Below are 16,222 nucleotides of genomic sequence, written 5' to 3' on the forward strand. Positions count from 1 at the left end.
GGAGTACTGGCGTCACGACGCTTTGAAGATCAGACATCCGCGTCCGCTGACGCGCCCTGCCCGCTCCCGCGCGCCGGTCGCGCCACCGAACCGCTACACAGTTGGTCAAGACCAAATCTTCATTAAGGGGTGCATTCCATGACGTCAGGTCCGCGGCGCTGGCTGGAGCGGTCCAATCCGCTGGTCTTCACCACCTTCGCAGGCCTGGCCGGCTTCTGCGCCTACTTCTCGATGTATGCTTTCCGAAAGCCCTTCGCCGCGGCCACGTTCGGCGCGGTCGATGGGTGGGCGTTCGCGGTTGACTACAAGATCGCCCTGGTGCTGGCCCAGGTGGCCGGTTACGCGGTGTCCAAGCTGATCGGCGTCAAGCTCATCTCCGAGATCGCACCGGCCCGGCGGGGGATGGCGATCCTGGCGCTGATCGGCCTGTCCTGGCTGGCCCTGGTGCTGTTCGCGATCATCCCCGCGCCCTGGAACGTCCTGGCCCTGTTCCTCAACGGCCTGCCCCTGGGCCTGATCTGGGGCCTGGTCTTCGGCTACATGGAAGGCCGGCGCACGTCCGAGGTTCTGGGCGCCATCCTCTGCGCCAGCTTCATCCTGTCCTCGGGGGTGGTGAAGTCGGTGGGCAAGTGGCTGATGATCGCCGAACACGTCAGCCCATTCTGGATGCCGGCTGCGACCGGCGCCCTGTTCATGCCCCTGCTCGCCGTCTCGGTCTGGGCCTTGACCCAGCTGCCGCCGCCCAGCGCCGCCGACGAGGCCGAGCGCGTGCGCCGCCGGCCGATGGACAAGGCGCAGCGCATGGCGTTCCTGGCCGTCTATGCGCCGGGCGTCGTCCTTTTGATCCTGGCCTATGTGCTGCTGACCGCCTTCCGCGACTTCCGCGACAATTTCGCCGCCGAGATCTGGAACGCCCTGGGCTTCGGCGAGGCCTCGGGCGTCTTCACCGCCAGCGAACTGCCCGTCGCCGTCCTGTCGCTGGGCGTCATGGCCGCGGTCATCCTCGTGCGCGACAATCTCAAGGCCCTGCTGGTCATGCATGGGGTCATCGTCGCCGGCTTCGTCCTGCTGGGCGTCTCCACCCTGGCGTTCCAGGCCCACCTGCTGTCGCCGCTGACCTGGATGATCCTGACCGGCGCGGGGCTCTACATGGCCTACACGCCCTTCAACGCCATGTTGTTCGATCGGATGATCGCCTTCAGCGGCCAAATCGGGACGGCCGGCTTCCTGATCTATCTGGCTGACGCCTCGGGCTATCTCGGCAGCGTCGCCCTGCTGGTCTGGCGCAACTTCGCCATGGTCGACCTGAATTGGCTGCGGTTCTTCATCGCCAGCGCCTACGCCACCAGCCTGGTCGGCGCTGTCTGCACCCTGCTGGCGGGCCTCTACTTCCTGCAAGGCGGCCAACGCACGGTTCAGCCCGCCCCTGCGACGGAAATTATCTAGATCTGGCAGACGTCGTTGGACGTCTTTCAGCCGCGACTGGAGTCGGCGACAGGCGCTATAGCGCCTCGACTTTGATCCTGGGACCATCGATCCAGATCTTCAGCTCGGTGCGGCAGGTCAGGCATCGGCCCCTTCCCGGCATCGATCTTGATGTCCGGCGTTGAAGGCGCGGGTTATCACCCCTCCTGCAATCACCTTGGCCTTGAGGTGGAGCTAAGCCGACGGGTCCTGAGCTAGGGCGGCGCTTATTGTCCTACCAGTAGAGTCTTTGGGTCTCGCTGGATTTCGGCAGCGTTTTCCATGGCCTCGACATCGGAAACGGAGCGTCCAGGCCCCAATAGCCAAGCTTATTCAAACAGATGAATGAATTCAATGTGCGACTGCATTTGACCATTTTTCAGCTTCTGATATGCCACCGGTGTTCGAAATCATTATGTCACATCGAGCAGGAATTTTCCTTTTGTCTGAGGATTCATCTTGCCAATTTCGGACAATCGGGTAGGTCCATGGAAATATGACAACGCTGCCATCTGGCGGCGGGTTGCAGCGGGTTCAGTCGACGCCTCCAGAGCGTCCGGGCCCAGGGCGAGCAAACCGGGAGGGACAAATGCTTCGCAGGCAGAGCATTCTTCGGGCCATGTTGTTTCAAGGCGCGTCGGCGGTCGCCGTGTGCGCGGTGGCGGCGAGCGGTCAGGCCTGGGCGCAAGAAGCGCCGCCCAAAAAAGATGATTCCGGCGCTGTGGCGGAGGTTGTCGTCACCGCCCGCCGGGCGGCAATCGAGTCGGCTCAGATGCGCAAGAAGAAGGCCGAAGTCATCGTCGACTCCGTTGTCGCCGACGACGCCGGCAAGCTGCCCGACAACAGCATCACCGAGGTCCTGCAGCGCGTCTCCGGGGTGGCGATCGTGCGGTTTGCGGCTCTCGGCAACCCGGACAGCTTCTCCGCCGAGGGCTCGGGCATCCAGGTCAGAGGGCTTTCAGGCGTGGCGGGGCGGCTCAATGGCCGTGAAATCTTCAGCGCCAACGGCGGCCGCGGCCTGTCCTGGGGCGACGTCACGCCGGAACTGATGGCGGCGGTGGACGTCTACAAGAGCTCGTCGGCCGATCAGATCGAAGGCGGCACGGGCGGATCGATCGATCTGCGCACCAAGATGCCGTTCGATTATCACAAGCCGGCCTTGCAGGCGACCGCGACGGCCAGCTATGGCGACCTCGTCAAGGACACCACCTACGGCGGATCGGTGCTGGCGACCAGCCAGTGGGACACTGCGATCGGCAAGATCGGGGTGCTGGTGGATCTGGCGCGAAACAAGTATTCGTCCAACGCTGACTTCTTCCGCATGGAGCCGTACTACCGCACGCGTATAGGCACGCAGGATCGCTATATCCCCGGGGGCTACGACTACGGCGACCAGAGCTTTAACCGCACCCGGACCGGCGGCTATCTGGGCGTGCAATGGCAACCGACCGACAGCCTTCGCCTGTTCCAGACGGTTTTCGTCTCCGAGTACAAGGAAGACAGCACCGCCAGCGGTCTTTTCGTGGTCTCGAAGGACCTAGCGGTCGACCCGGCCGGCGATAGCCAGTTCGACGCCAGCGGCGGTCTGGTCCGCACGAGCGCTCTTTTCCTCCGCAATAATGCGACCTTCGGCCCATCGAGCGACGTCATCAATGCCGGCGGCAACACCGGCTTCGGCAGCGGAACCAGCAAGACGCGCGACTTCACGACGGGTTTCGAGTGGAAGCCGGAGGGACCGCTGTCGCTGCAGGGCGCGTTCCAGATCGTCGATTCGTCCGCTACGCGCTTCAGCTACGACGTGTTTCCCAATGTGCCGTTCCCGGGCACGTTCGGCTTGGACCTTACCGGCGACCTGCCGCAGGTGACGGTCCCGGCCTCGGCCGCCGCCGTATTCGCCGATCCCGCATCCTACAAGTGGAGCGCGACCATGGATCACAACGAGCGTAATCACGGCCATCTCTACGCAGGCAATCTCGATGCCGAGTACAAATTCTCGGACGATGCGTTTTTCCGTTCACTCAAGGTGGGCGTGCGTTATGCCGATCGCACCGAGCGCGACCTTAATTCGGGCTATAACTGGACGGCGCTGGGCGGCGATCCGCAACTGACCTTCGCCAATGCGCGCCCCGGCGACGTCGAGACGCGCACCTTCGATAACTTCTTCCGCGGCAAGGCCAATCTGCCGGGCAACACCCTGATGCCGAGCCGGGCGATGGCCGCCCGGTACGATGTCGTGGGCGACCACGCGCCTCCGCCGGCCGGCTTCAATCCGGCCCTCGGGCAGCCCACACCGACGGGCTATGGAAATCCCGTACAGCCCATAGCCTACAGCCCCTTCGATTTTTCCAGAAACCAGACCGTCACGACCGCCGCCTATGCGATGGTGCGGTTCGCGAGCGACTCCAGCATTCTCAAATGGCCGGTCAGCGGCAACGCCGGTCTGCGCGTGGTGCGCGTCAAGAACGAGAGTTCCGGGTTCTTTCAGCAGAACGGCTCGACCTTCGTTCGCGACGGCGTGGTCACCGAGATCGCCCAACTCGGCGCGGAACGCGCCGATGGACTGTCCGTCACGCGGGTGCTGCCGGCGATCAATCTGGAATTTTCGCCCACCGACGATTACCGACTTCGCCTGGCCTACAATGTAACGATGGACAATCCGGGTTTCACCGCCCTGCGCGCCAGCGGCAACACCAGCGTGCGCCTGATCGGCAACAGCTTCGACGGATTCACCACCGACGCCGGCAATCCGAAATTGAAGCCGGCGCTGTCGAACAATCTGGACGCATCTCTGGAATGGTATCCCAGTCGCGCCAATTCCGTGCATCTGGCCGCCTTCCACAAGACGATCGAGAATCTGCTGGTCTACGGAAACGCCAGCCAGCCGGTGCCGGTGACCTATGTGCGACCGACCGCGCGCACGGTCATCGAGAGCGCCCAGAACAACAACGTCTTCAACTCGGAGGGCGACGCCAAGATCGACGGCCTCGAAATCGGCGGCCGGATGTTCTTCGACTTCCTGCCCGCGCCCTTCGACGGATTGGGCGCAGAAGCCAACTATACCTACATCCACAGCAAGAACCCAGGCGATCAGTACTTCGACATCAACGGCGTGAAGCATACGAACGTGCCGATCACCGGACTGTCGAAGGACAACCTCAACCTTATCGGCATGTACGAGAAGGGCCGGATCTCGGCGCGCGTCGCCTATTCCTGGCGAAGCCAATATCTGATGTCGACCAACTCCAACGGCACCAACGGCGACTACACCTACTATTCGGCGCCGGGCGTGGGGACTTTCACCGACATCGCCCTGCCGATCTACGCCGACGCCTACGGATCGCTCGACGCCGGAGTGACCTTCAAGATCAACGAGCATACGTCGTTCTCGCTCGAAGGCAGCAACCTCTCCAACAAGACCGTCAGGACCTTGATGGGCGGCTATCCCGACGATCGCAAATACGTCCGTAGCTGGTTCGTCGCCGACCGTCGTGTCAACGCCAGCCTGCGACTGTCGTTCTAGCCTTCTCCTCTCACGCCCTTCGGCCTTTCCCCTGGCCGAAGGGCGACTTTTCTTTTCGGAGGAGGCTCTTGGGCAAGCGGATATTGATCGTCGGCGGCGGAACGGCCGGTTGGCTCACGGCGGGCTACCTGGCTCGAACCCTGGGCGCGCGCTCTCCCGGCGGCATTGAGATCACCTTGGTGGAGTCCGCCGAGATCGGTATCCTTGGCGTCGGAGAAGGCACCTTTCCGACCATTCGAAAGACCCTACGCCGCATCGGCGTCGATGAGGCCATCCTGGTTCGGGAGGCCAGCGCGACCTTCAAGCAAGGCGCGCGGTTCGCCCACTGGCGTTTCGAGCCTGGCCGCGGCCAGCCCGATCACTACCTGCATTCGTTCCAGATGACGCAAGAGCCGTCAGGCCTGGATCTCCTGCCCTACTGGCTGCTGGGCGCGGCGGGCGACAGCGAATGGAGCCAGGTCAACACCCCGCAGAAGATCGCTGCCGACGCCGGTCGGGCGCCGAAACTGATCAGCCACCCCGACTATGTGGCGCCGCTCAACTACGCCTATCATTTCGACGCCGCTAAGCTGGCCGGCGTGCTGCGCGACGCCGCCACGGGCCTTGGCGTAAGGCATGTCGTCGATACGATCGACGAGGTGCTCTTGGCCGAGGATGGCGCCATCGCCGGCGTGCGCGGCCGCGCTTTCGGGCTGATGAAGGCGGATCTCTATGTCGACGGCACGGGTTTCCGGGCCCAGTTGATCGGCCAGGCGCTGAAGTCGCCCTACAAGTCCTGCCGCCCGGCCCTGTTCTGCGACAGCGCCTTGGCGATGCAAGTCCCTTATGAGCGACCAGACGCGCCGATCGCCAGCTATACGATCTCGACCGCCCAGGAAGCGGGCTGGACCTGGGATATCGGCCTGGACAGCCGCCGCGGCGTCGGTCACGTGTTCTCGTCCGATCACACCGACCTCGATGCGGCCGAGCGGGTCCTGCGCGACTATGTCGGCAAGGCCGGAGACGGGCTGGACGTCCGCCACATCAAGTTCGAGGCCGGCTACCGCGAGATCAACTGGGTCAAGAACTGCGTCGCCATCGGTCTTTCCAGCGGCTTCTTCGAGCCGCTCGAGGCCACAGGCATCGTCTTCGCAGAGGTGGCGGCGGTCATGCTGGCGACGCTGTTTCCCTGGGGCGGCGAGATGGAGACCGCGGCCCGGCAGTACAACGACCTGATGCGCCGCCGCTATGAACGCGCCCTGGACTTCATCAAGCTGCACTATTGCATCTCGGAACGTCGCGACACCGCCTTCTGGCGCGACAATGTCGCAGCCTCGACCATTCCCGACAGCCTGCATGACCTGTTGGACCGCTGGCGCTTTCGGCCGCCGGACCCGATCGACATCGACCCGAACGTCGACATCTTCACCGAGGCCAGCTGGCAGTACGTCCTCTACGGCATGGGCTATCGGACCGATCTGAGCCCCAAGGCCGGAGCCTATCGCTACTACGACGAAGCGCGCGCGGCGTTTGCCGACATACGCAGACAGGCCGACTACGCGTGCCGGAACCTTCCGACCCACCGCGAACTGGTCGAACTGGCGCGGCGGCGCGGCTTCGGCGATGGCTGAGGAGGGCCCGACGAGATCCGGGACGATCGGCGGACCATACCCTCGATCCTCGATCGCCGCCCTCCTCCTTGCGACAGGCTCAGGATGAGGGCAACGTCTGGGGGTGAGCGCAGACCGACATCGACAAGCTAGGCAAGCAAGATTATCTCTCATGGCGATGCGACGCCTGCTCGCCTTCCTGGCCGTCCTGGCCCTGCTGATCAGCCCGGTGACCGCCGCGGCTGCGCAGGTCGAGTGCGCCAAGGCCGGACCCGAGGCGATGGCCATGCCGACGGCTCAGTCCGCTGACGGCGCCAAGGCCAGCCACGATCCTTGCTGCGACGAGAACCAGAAGTCGCCGCACGACGGCAAGGCCTGCGCCCAGATCTGCGCCGCCCTGTGCGCGACGATCGCGGCGCTTCCCAGTTCGGATGTCCTGCTTCCGGCCATCCAGCCCATGCGCCTGACGGCCGCGCCCGCCGATCCGCTGCGTCCGCACGCGCCGGCGCGCGACGAGCGACCACCCAAACTGATCGCCTGATCCTGGCCCGCGTCTAGCGCGGGCCCCTCCCGGGCGTGTCGCCAGGGTCGCGCAACCGCGCGCCCGTCTGTCGTCACGCCCGAATGAGCGCCGCCCCGCCAGGCCAAGACGGCTAACGCGCTCCAGCCGCTCAGTTCCACATCCCCTCGTGATCGGATCTCCGATGCGCATCGCCATCATCCTGGCCGCGGCGTTGTTCGCCGGCGCCGCCCAGGCCGCGCCCCTGACCTATGGCCAGGCGCTCGACACCGCCGCCGCCAACGCCCCGGCGCTGCGCGCCGCCGCCCTGCAGGTCGAAGCCGCCAAGGCCGCGGCCAAGGCGGCCGGCGCCCTGCCGGACCCCAAGCTCGCCCTTGGCCTGGACAACTTCCCCGTCTCCGGCCCCGCGGCCGGCCGGTTCGGGACCGACGAGATGACCATGGGCCGGGTCGGCTACAGCCAGGATATGCCCAGCGCCGCCAAGCGCCAGGCGCGGATCGGCCGGGCCCAGGCCGACATCGTCGCCGCCGGCGCCGACGGCGCCGTCGAGGCCCGCCAGGTCCGCCTCGCCGCCGCCCTGGCCTGGATCGAGCTGCTCTACGCCCAGCGTAAGCTCGCCGCCCTCGATCGCGTGATCGCCCAGCTTGAGCCGCTGTGGACGGCCGCGCCGTCCGGCGTCGCCTCCGGACGCTTGCGGCCCGCCCAGGCGCTCGAAGCCGCCCAGATGCGCGCCGCCCTGGAGGATCGCCGCAGCGAGGCGGTTTCGGAACTCGGACGGGCCCGCGCTGCGGTCACCCGCTGGACCGGCGACCCGCAGCCCGAGGCCGTCGGCCAGGCGCCCGACCTCGATCTGGATCCCGCGACCTTGAGGGCCGCGATCGACCGCAATCCCACCCTGCTGGCCCGCGACGCCGCCGCCCGCCAGGCCCAGGCCGACGTCGCCTTGGCCAAGGCTGACAAGCGCCCCGATTGGAGCTGGGAGGTGGCTTATCAGCGCCGCGATCCGATGTTCGGCGACATGGTCTCGGCCGGGGTCAGCGTCAGCCTGCCGCTGTGGGGCAAGAGCCGCCAGGACCCGATGATCGCCGCGCGCGCCGCCAGCGCCAGCCGGGCCGACGCCCAGCGCGAGGACGCCCGCCGCGCCCTGGCCGCCCAGCTCGAAGCCGATCTGGCCGATCACGTCATGCACCACGAACAATGGCTGCGGGCCCGCGACACCCTGCTGCCGCTGGCCAAGCAGCGCGCCGACCTGGAGACCGCCGGCTATGGAGCCGGCACGGCCGCCCTGGCCGACGTGCTGGCCGCCTTCGCCGGCCTGTCCGACGCCCAGATCACCGCCCTCGACCGCGAGGCCGCCGTCGCCATCGACGCCGCCCGCCTCTCCCTGACCTATGGAAGCGACGACCAATGAGCGCCTCTCCCCCGATGAAGCTTCTCCTCGCCGGCGCCGCGATGCTGGTCGTCGTCGCCGCGGGCGGCGGCTATGGCCTAGCCCGGCTGACCGCCAGGCCGGCGGTGTCCGCCGCGCCCGCCGACGACCGCAAGGTCCTCTACTGGTACGACCCGATGGTCCCGGCCCAGCGCTTCGACAAGCCGGGCAAGTCGCCGTTCATGGACATGCAGCTGGTCCCCAAATACGCCGGGGAAACAGACGCGGTCAGCGCTTCGGCCGGGGTGCGCATCGATCCGGCCGTCGCCCAGAACCTCGGGATGCGGACCGTGGAGGCCCGCCAGGGCGTCCTGGCCGGCGGCCTGACCGGCGGCCTGACCGCCGCCGGCGTCGTCGAGTTCAACCAGCGCGACGTGGCCGTGGTCCAGGCGCGTTCCGGCGGCTTCGTGCAGAAGGTCTATGGCCGCGCGCCGGGCGACATCATCGGGGCCGGCGCCCCCCTGGTCGACCTGCTGGTCCCCGAATGGGGCGGCGCCCAGGCCGAATATCTGGCGGTCAAAAGAACAGGCGATGCCCCCCTGGTCGCCGCCGCCCGCCAGCGCCTGCGGCTGCTGGGCATGCCCGAAGACGTTATCGCCGCCGTCGACCGCGACGGCCGGGTCCGCACCACCATCACAGTCGGCGCGCCCCTGGGCGGGGTGATCACCAAGCTCGACGTCCGGGGCGGCATGACCGTAGGCATGGGCCAGGGCCTGGCCGAGATCAACGGCCTGTCGCGCGTCTGGATCACGGCGGCCGTGCCCGAGGCCCAGGCCGGGCAGCTCCGACAGGGCCAGCCGGTCGGCGTCGCCCTGGCCGCCTATCCCGGCCAGACGCTACGCGGCGCGGTGCAGGCGATCCTGCCCCAGGCCCAGGGCGACAGCCGCACCCTGCAGGCCCGCATCGAACTGGCCAATCCCGGCGGCAAGCTGCGCCCGGGCATGTTCGCCACCGTCAGTTTCGACAGCGACGCGCGGCCGGCCCTGCTGCTGCCCTCCGAAGCGGTGATCCGCACCGGGCCCCGCGTGATCGTCATGCTGGCGGGCGATGGCGGCCGCTACCAGGCCGTCGAGGTCAAGGTCGGCCGCGAGGCCGGCGGCCAGAGCGAGATCCTGGCGGGCCTGGACGCCGGCCAGAAGGTCGTCGCCTCCGGCCAGTTCCTGATCGACTCCGAAGCCAGCCTCGCGGGCCTGAACGTTCGTCCGCTGGCCGCGCCGGCGCGGCGGATCGCCAAGACCGGAGCGGGCCGATGATCGCCGCCCTGATCCGCGGGGCGGTCGCCAATCGCTTCTTCGTGCTGCTCGGGGCCCTGGCCCTGGTCGTCGCCGGCGGCCTGGCCGTGCGCAACACGTCGATCGACGCCCTCCCCGACCTATCCGACACCCAGGTGATCATCCGCACCAGCTATCCGGGCCAGGCCCCGCAACTGGTCGAGAACCAGGTCACCTATCCGCTGGCCACCACCATGCTGTCGGTGCCCGGGGCCAAGACCGTGCGCGGCTACTCGTTCTTCGGCGACAGCTTCGTCTATGTGATCTTCGACGATAAGACCGACCTCTACTGGGCCCGCTCGCGGGTGCTGGAATATCTCAACCAGGTGCAGGCCCGTTTGCCCGAGAGCGCCAGGCCCGCGCTCGGCCCGGACGCCACCGGGGTCGGCTGGGTCTATGAGTACGCCCTGGTCGACAGGACCGGCGGCCATGACCTCAGCCAGCTGCGATCCCTGCAGGACTGGTTCCTGCGCTACGAGCTCAAGACCTTGCCCGGCGTAGCCGAGGTCTCGGCGATCGGCGGCATGGTGCGCCAGTACCAGGTCGTGCTCGATCCGGTGAAGCTGGCCAGCTACGGCGTCACCCACCAGCAGGTCGTCACGGCGCTGAAGGGCGCCAACGCCGAGACCGGCGGCTCGGTGCTCGAACTGGGCGAGGCCGAATACATGGTCCGCGCCACCGGCTATCTGAAGACGCTTGCGGACTTCCAGGCCGTGCCGCTGAAGACGGCCACGGGCGGAATTCCAGTGCGGCTGGGCGACGTGGCGACGATTCAGATCGGCCCGGAGATGCGGCGCGGCATCGCCGAGCTGAACGGCCAGGGCGAGGTGGCCGGCGGGGTGGTGATCCTGCGCTCGGGCGAGAACGCCCGCACCACCATCGCCGCAGTGAAGACCAAGCTGGCCGAACTCCAAAAGAGCCTGCCGCCCGGGGTCGAGGTGGTGACCACCTATGACCGCTCAGCCCTGATCGACCGCGCCGTCCATAACCTGACCGGCAAGCTCATAGAGGAGTTCCTGGTCGTCGCCCTGGTCTGCGCCCTGTTCCTGGGCCACCTGCGCTCGGCCCTGGTGGCGATCATCTCGCTGCCGCTGGGGGTTCTGGCCGCCTTCCTGGTGATGCAGAGCCAGGGCGTCGACGCCAACATCATGTCGCTGGGCGGCATCGCCATCGCCGTCGGGGCGATGGTCGACGCGGCCGTGGTGATGATCGAGAACGCCCACAAGAAACTCGAGCGCTGGGCCCACGATCACCCGGACGAAACCCTGGACGGCGAGACACGCTGGCGGGTGATCACCGAGGCCGCCGCCGAGGTCGGGCCGGCGCTGTTCTTCAGCCTGCTGATCATCGCCCTGTCGTTCATCCCGGTCTTCACGCTTCAGGCCCAGGAGGGACGTCTGTTCCGGCCGCTGGCCTTCACCAAGACCTACGCCATGGCGGCGGCCGCCCTCCTGTCGGTGACGCTGATCCCGGTGCTGATGGGTTACCTGATCCGCGGGCGTATCCCCAACGAGGCTTCCAATCCGATCAATCGCGTCCTGACCGCCGCTTACCGGCCAGGCCTGGACTGGGTGATGCGCAAGCCCAGGACCACCCTGGCCGTCGCGGCCCTGGCCTTCGCCACCACGGCCTGGCCGCTCGCCCACCTGGGCGGGGAGTTCATGCCCAACATGGACGAGGGCGATCTGCTCTACATGCCCTCGGCCCTGCCGGGACTGTCGGCGGCCAAGGCCGGGCAGCTGCTCCAGCAGACCGACCGGATGATCAAGACCGTGCCGGAGGTCGACAGCGTGTTCGGCAAGGCCGGCCGCGCCGAGAGCGCCACCGATCCGGCGCCACTGGAGATGTTCGAGACCACCATCCGTTTCAAGCCGCGCGACCAGTGGCGGCCCGGCATGACGCCCGACAAGCTGGTCGCCGAGCTGGACGCGCGGGTGAAGGTTCCGGGCCTGACCAATGTCTGGGTCCCGCCGATCCGCAACCGCATCGACATGCTGGCCACGGGCATCAAGAGCCCGATCGGGGTGAAGGTCTCCGGCGCCAAGCTGGCCGAACTGGACCGCATCGCCCGCGAGGTCGAGGGCGTGGCCAAGGGCGTGCCCGGTGTCAGCTCGGCCCTGGCCGAACGGCTGACCGGCGGGCGCTATGTCGATGTGGCCATCGACCGGGCCGCCGCCGCGCGGTTCGGCCTCAACATCGACGACGTCCAGTCGATCGTCTCCGGCGCGATCGGCGGCGAGACCATCGGCCAGACCGTCGAGGGCCTGGCCCGTTATCCGATCAGCGTCCGCTATCCGCGCGAGCTGCGCGACAGCCTGGAAGGCCTGCGGGCCCTGCCGGTGCTGACGCCGGGCGGCCAGCAGATCACCCTAGGCACGGTCGCCGACGTCCGCATCGCCGACGGCCCGCCGATGCTCAAGAGCGAAAACGGCCGCCCCACGACCTGGGTCTATGTCGATGTCCGGGGCCGCGACCTGGCCTCCGTCGTCGGCGACCTGCGCCACGCGGTGGATCGGAAGGTCCGGCTCTCGCCCGGCGTCAGCCTCTCCTATTCGGGGCAGTTCGAATATCTGCAACGCGCCGCCGACCGCCTGAAGATCGTCGTGCCGGCCACCCTGCTGATCATCTTCGTCCTGCTGTACGTGATCTTCCGCCGTTTCGACGAGGCCGGGCTGATCATGGCCACCCTGCCCTTCGCCCTGACCGGCGGCGTCTGGACCCTCTATCTGGCGGGCTTCCATCAGTCGGTGGCCACCGGGGTGGGCTTCATCGCCCTGGCCGGGGTCTCGGCCGAATTCGGGGTGGTGATGCTTATCTATCTCAAGCAGGCCATGGAGACCCTGCCGCCCGATCCCAGCCCTGATCAGGTCCAGGCCGCCGTGCGCGAAGGCGCCCTGCTGCGAGTGCGGCCCAAGGCCATGACCGTGGCGGTGATCCTGGCGGGCCTGGCGCCGATCCTCTGGGGCCATGGCGCCGGCTCGGAGGTGATGAGCCGCATCGCCGCCCCGATGATCGGCGGCATGCTCACCGCCCCCCTGCTGTCGATGTTCGTCGTCCCGGCCGGCTACCTGCTGCTGCGCCGCCGAGGGACCCGAACGTCTCTTCCGACCTCCCCCTCGGCCTAAGCTCATCGCCGGCGACGATGTCGGTGTGCAGATCCATGGCCAGCAGGCCCAGCAGGGTCAGCTGGGCGGTGTTGCGCTGCTGCTCGGCGGCCAGCAGGGCGACCTGCTGGTTGGCGATGTCGGCCTGGGTCTGGACGATCTCGGCGGCGGCCATGCGGCCGGCGTCGATCAGGGCCTGGTCGATCCCCAGCTGGGTCTGCGAGCGCTCCAGCGACTGGCGGGCGATGATCAACTGCGCCTGGGCCTGCGACAGGGCGCGATAGGCCACGATGATGCTGGCCACGGTGTTGGACACGGTCGCCCGCAGCTGCAGGCGGTTAATCTGGTCCTGCAGCACGGCCAGGGTCACCGGCGCCGCGTTGACGGCCAGGTCTGCTGCGCCAAGTGCTGGCGGAGTACTTCGCCTATTTCCTGCCCGACTTTCATCCGTGGCGTCACGACAACCGCGCCCTGGTGCGCGCGGTCGAGCAGAGCCTGGCGGCCGGCCATGGAGAAAGGGTTCCGGCATGATCGCCGCCGCTCTGCTGGTCGGCGCGGCGGGCCTGGCCTCGACGGCGAGCGTCAGCGCGTCCGACCTTGCCGGGCTGTGGCGTACGCCGGTGGATGGCGGCTCGATCGTCCGGCTGACGCCCTGCGACGCGGATGGGATCTGCGGGCGCATCGTCACCTCGCCCCACATCCGCGCCGCGCCGGATCAGAGGGACGTCCGCAACCGCGATCTGGCCCAGCCGGGGCCGGACGCTGCGCGATCTGATGATCCTGAAGGTGCGGGCGATCGGTCCTCGCCGCTGGGGGGACGGCTGGTCTACAATCCCGAGGATGGCGGCGCCTATCGCGGCATGATCGAGCTCAGGCCCGACGGGACGCTGCAGCTGACCGGCTGTGTCGTGCGGCCGCTGTGCAAGACCCAGACCTGGCGGCGCGCCGCGACCGACTAAAGCCGGTCGCGCGATACGAGACTCACGCGATAAGGTGCTGCCGAAAAAAGCCCGTCAGCTTGGCGAACGGGATGAGGTCCACGCGGTCATAGAGATCGACGTGGCCGGCGCCCGCCACCCAGACCAGTTCCTTCGGCTCAGCGGCGCGGCGGTAGGCCTCGGCGCTGAATTCCTTGGAGTGGGCCTGGTCGCCGCTGATAAACAGCATCGGGCGCGGCGAGATCGTCTCGATATCGTTGAACGGATAGAAGTTCATGAACTTGACATTGCTGGTCAGGGTCGGATGGGTCGTGGTTTCGGGCGAGCCGCCGACAGGCGTGAACTCGCCGCGCGGCGTACGGTAGAAGTCGTAGAACTCGCGCTGGATAGAATCGGTGTCCGCCGTCAGCCGGTGGGTCGTGCCGCCGGTGTATTCGGTTTTGCCGCCCTCGAACTCGGCGTACCGCTGCTGGGCCGCCGCGGCGATGATCTGCTTGCGCTGCTCGACCGACAGCGCGTGGTTGAGCGCATCGCGATTGGCCGCGCCCATGTCGTACATGCTGACCGTCGCGATGGCCTTCATGCGGGGGTCGATCTTGGCCGCGCTGACCACAAAGCTGCCGCTGCCGCAAACCCCGATCGCGCCGATGCGTTCGCGGTCGACGAACGGGCGCGTGCCCAGGAAGTCGACGGCGGCGCTGAAGGCTTCGGCGTAGAAGTCCGGCGACACCGCATTGCGAGGCATGCCCTGGCTCTCGCCCCAGAACGGCAGGTCCAGGGACATCGCCACAAATCCCTGCTCGGCCATCTTCGTGGCGTAGAGGTTGGCGCTCTGCTCCTTCACCGCGCCCATCGGATGTCCGACGATGATCGCCGGATGCCGCACGGACCGATCGAGATCCCGGGGCGCAAAAAGGTTGCCGGCGATGATCGTCTGGTACTGGCTCTTGAAGGTCACCTTCTCCGAGATGACTCTGTCGCTCTTGTAAAAATTGTCGGCGCCGTTGGACATGTCTTGAGCCTTTGCAAAAGAGGGGTTGAGGAGGGGCGTCACGCTGAGCGCTGCGGCTGCGCCGCCCGCCCTGAGCAGATTGCGGCGGTCGACGGCGGTTGCCCCGGTCGGGTCTTGAAGGTCGTCTTGAGGACGCATGGGGTCTCCCTAGGATCAGGATTTGGGCGCGGAGGCCGGGGCGCTGACGGCGGCGAAACCGGCGGAGGCGCCGAGCAGGATGGCGCTGACGAGGAAGGTGGCGCGATGGCCGCCCATGTCGAACAGCAGCCCGCCGGCCGCGGCTCCGACGGTGATCGCCGTCTGGATGACGGCCACCATCAGCCCGCCGCCCGCGTCGGCGTCGCCGGGCAAGGCGCGCGCCAACCAGGTCCACCAGGCGACCGGCAGGGCGGTCGCGACGAAGCTCCAGCCGATCAGCAGAAGGGTGGTCGAGGCGGCGTTGGAGCCGGTCAGAACCAGGCCCACGGCCATGGCGGCCATCAGGACAGGGGCGAGGCAGAGCACCCGTCTCAGCCTTCGATCGAGAAGACGTCCGATCAGGGCGGCGCCCGCAAGACCGGCCACGCCCATCAGCAGCAGCACCAGCGAGAGCGGCGAGGCGGCGAGGTTCGTCACCCGCTCCAGGAAGGGGCGCAGATAGGTGAACAGCGCGAACTGGCCGGCGAACAGCAGGGCCAGCGCCATCATCCCGGCCTTCGCGCGCGGCCGCCGCAGAACGCCCAGCACGCCGGAGCTCTTGCCAGGGTCGGCTCGCATGGCCGGGAGGGCCAGCCACTGCCAGGCGAAGGTCGCCAAGGCGAGCGGCACGACCAGGAAGAAGGCGCCCCGCCAGCCGATGAACTGGCCAAGGAAACTGCCCAGCGGGGCCGCGACCATGGTCGCGACGGCGTTGCCGGCATTGAGGACCGCCAGCGCTCGGGGGACCTGATCGTCCGGGACCAGCCGCATGACCGTAGCGGCCGAGAGCGACCAGAAGCCGCCGATGACGATTCCCACTAGGGCGCGCCCCGCCATGAACATCGGGGCGCTGGGCGCGAACGCCACCAGCAGGCCCGACATCGCCATGAGACCGGTCAGGGCGAGCAGGACCAGGCGGCGGTCGATCCTCGAAACGCGGCCGATCGACAGACTCGTCAAGACGGCGAACAGGCCCGAGACGGCGATGGCCTGGCCGGCCATGCCCTCGGTCAGGCGAAGGTCCGCCGCGATCGGCGTCAGCAGGCTGACCGGCATGAATTCCGAGGCGATCAGGGTCGCCACGCAGAGCGTCAAGGCGAAGACGGCGCTCCAGCCGCCGCGGGCGACGGCGGCGGGCGGAACCGCGCGGGCGGCGTCTTCGAAGTCGATGTTGCTGACCATGGGCGTTTTCATGGCC

The 16,222-nt window shown here is 67.8% G+C and carries 11 protein-coding genes; 8 read left to right on the forward strand and 3 right to left on the reverse strand.

What is annotated here, in order from left to right; all coding sequences use genetic code 11:
• Positions 1-138: 138 nt before the first annotated feature.
• The 7 genes from ACIPQB_RS08425 (at position 139) to ACIPQB_RS08455 (ending at position 12,918) form a co-directional block, all read left to right on the forward strand.
• Positions 139-1,446, forward strand: a complete 1,308-nt coding sequence (locus ACIPQB_RS08425; RefSeq protein ID WP_446484769.1) for a DUF5690 family protein — start codon at positions 139-141, stop codon at positions 1,444-1,446.
• Positions 1,447-2,053: 607 nt separating this feature from the next.
• Positions 2,054-4,984, forward strand: a complete 2,931-nt coding sequence (locus tag ACIPQB_RS08430; protein WP_446484770.1) for a TonB-dependent receptor — start codon at positions 2,054-2,056, stop codon at positions 4,982-4,984.
• 68 nt (positions 4,985-5,052) lie between these two features.
• A complete protein-coding gene (locus ACIPQB_RS08435) occupies positions 5,053-6,594 on the forward strand; it encodes a tryptophan halogenase family protein (protein ID WP_446484771.1) in 1,542 nt (513 codons plus the stop codon).
• Between the two features lie 151 nt (positions 6,595-6,745).
• Positions 6,746-7,114: a hypothetical protein gene (locus ACIPQB_RS08440; RefSeq protein ID WP_446484772.1), complete on the forward strand. Its 369-nt coding sequence runs from the start codon at positions 6,746-6,748 to the stop codon at positions 7,112-7,114.
• A 163-nt stretch (positions 7,115-7,277) separates the two neighbouring features.
• Positions 7,278-8,504, forward strand: coding sequence for a TolC family protein (locus tag ACIPQB_RS08445; RefSeq protein WP_446484773.1), 1,227 nt, complete (start codon positions 7,278-7,280; stop codon positions 8,502-8,504).
• Positions 8,505-8,518: 14 nt separating this feature from the next.
• Positions 8,519-9,775 carry an efflux RND transporter periplasmic adaptor subunit gene (locus tag ACIPQB_RS08450; protein WP_446484774.1) on the forward strand — a complete coding sequence of 419 codons (1,257 nt, stop codon included), beginning with the start codon at positions 8,519-8,521 and terminating at the stop codon, positions 9,773-9,775.
• Complete coding sequence (locus ACIPQB_RS08455) at positions 9,772-12,918, forward strand: efflux RND transporter permease subunit (protein WP_446484775.1); 3,147 nt, start codon at positions 9,772-9,774, stop codon at positions 12,916-12,918. Before ACIPQB_RS08450 ends, ACIPQB_RS08455 begins: the two co-directional genes overlap by 4 nt.
• Here the strand turns inward: ACIPQB_RS08455 and ACIPQB_RS08460 are convergent.
• The gene (locus ACIPQB_RS08460) at positions 12,818-13,267 is read right to left on the reverse strand and encodes a TolC family protein (RefSeq protein WP_446484776.1); all 450 of its coding nucleotides are present in this window, start codon (positions 13,265-13,267) and stop codon (positions 12,818-12,820) included. The genes ACIPQB_RS08455 and ACIPQB_RS08460 overlap by 101 nt on opposite strands.
• 157 nt (positions 13,268-13,424) lie before the next feature.
• On the opposite strand from ACIPQB_RS08460, the gene ACIPQB_RS08465 reads away from it, so the two are divergent.
• Positions 13,425-13,856 carry a DUF2147 domain-containing protein gene (locus ACIPQB_RS08465; RefSeq protein ID WP_446484777.1) on the forward strand — a complete coding sequence of 144 codons (432 nt, stop codon included), beginning with the start codon at positions 13,425-13,427 and terminating at the stop codon, positions 13,854-13,856.
• Between the two features lie 22 nt (positions 13,857-13,878).
• Here the strand turns inward: ACIPQB_RS08465 and ACIPQB_RS08470 are convergent, their stop codons facing one another.
• Both ACIPQB_RS08470 and ACIPQB_RS08475 read right to left on the reverse strand, forming a co-directional pair.
• Positions 13,879-14,847 (reverse strand): alpha/beta hydrolase, encoded by a 969-nt coding sequence (locus tag ACIPQB_RS08470; protein ID WP_446484778.1) that lies wholly within the window; start codon positions 14,845-14,847, stop codon positions 13,879-13,881.
• 153 nt (positions 14,848-15,000) lie between these two features.
• Positions 15,001-16,206 (reverse strand): MFS transporter, encoded by a 1,206-nt coding sequence (locus ACIPQB_RS08475; protein ID WP_446484779.1) that lies wholly within the window; start codon positions 16,204-16,206, stop codon positions 15,001-15,003.
• Positions 16,207-16,222 lie beyond the last annotated feature (16 nt).

The sequence above is a fragment of the Caulobacter sp. LARHSG274 genome (genome assembly GCF_052871235.1).

Excerpts from the sequence above, each read along its gene's own strand:
- ACIPQB_RS08440 (WP_446484772.1), top strand. The coding sequence starts at position 6,746 with ATGGCGATGCGACGCCTGCTCGCCTTCCTGGCCGTCCTGGCCCTGCTG.
- ACIPQB_RS08450 (WP_446484774.1), top strand. The coding sequence starts at position 8,519 with ATGAAGCTTCTCCTCGCCGGCGCCGCGATGCTGGTCGTCGTCGCCGCG.
- ACIPQB_RS08430 (WP_446484770.1), top strand. The coding sequence starts at position 2,054 with ATGCTTCGCAGGCAGAGCATTCTTCGGGCCATGTTGTTTCAAGGCGCG.
- ACIPQB_RS08465 (WP_446484777.1), top strand. The coding sequence starts at position 13,425 with ATGATCGCCGCCGCTCTGCTGGTCGGCGCGGCGGGCCTGGCCTCGACG.
- ACIPQB_RS08425 (WP_446484769.1), top strand. The coding sequence starts at position 139 with ATGACGTCAGGTCCGCGGCGCTGGCTGGAGCGGTCCAATCCGCTGGTC.
- ACIPQB_RS08445 (WP_446484773.1), top strand. The coding sequence starts at position 7,278 with ATGCGCATCGCCATCATCCTGGCCGCGGCGTTGTTCGCCGGCGCCGCC.
- ACIPQB_RS08470 (WP_446484778.1), bottom strand. The coding sequence starts at position 14,847 with ATGTCCAACGGCGCCGACAATTTTTACAAGAGCGACAGAGTCATCTCG.
- ACIPQB_RS08475 (WP_446484779.1), bottom strand. The coding sequence starts at position 16,206 with ATGGTCAGCAACATCGACTTCGAAGACGCCGCCCGCGCGGTTCCGCCC.
- ACIPQB_RS08455 (WP_446484775.1), top strand. The coding sequence starts at position 9,772 with ATGATCGCCGCCCTGATCCGCGGGGCGGTCGCCAATCGCTTCTTCGTG.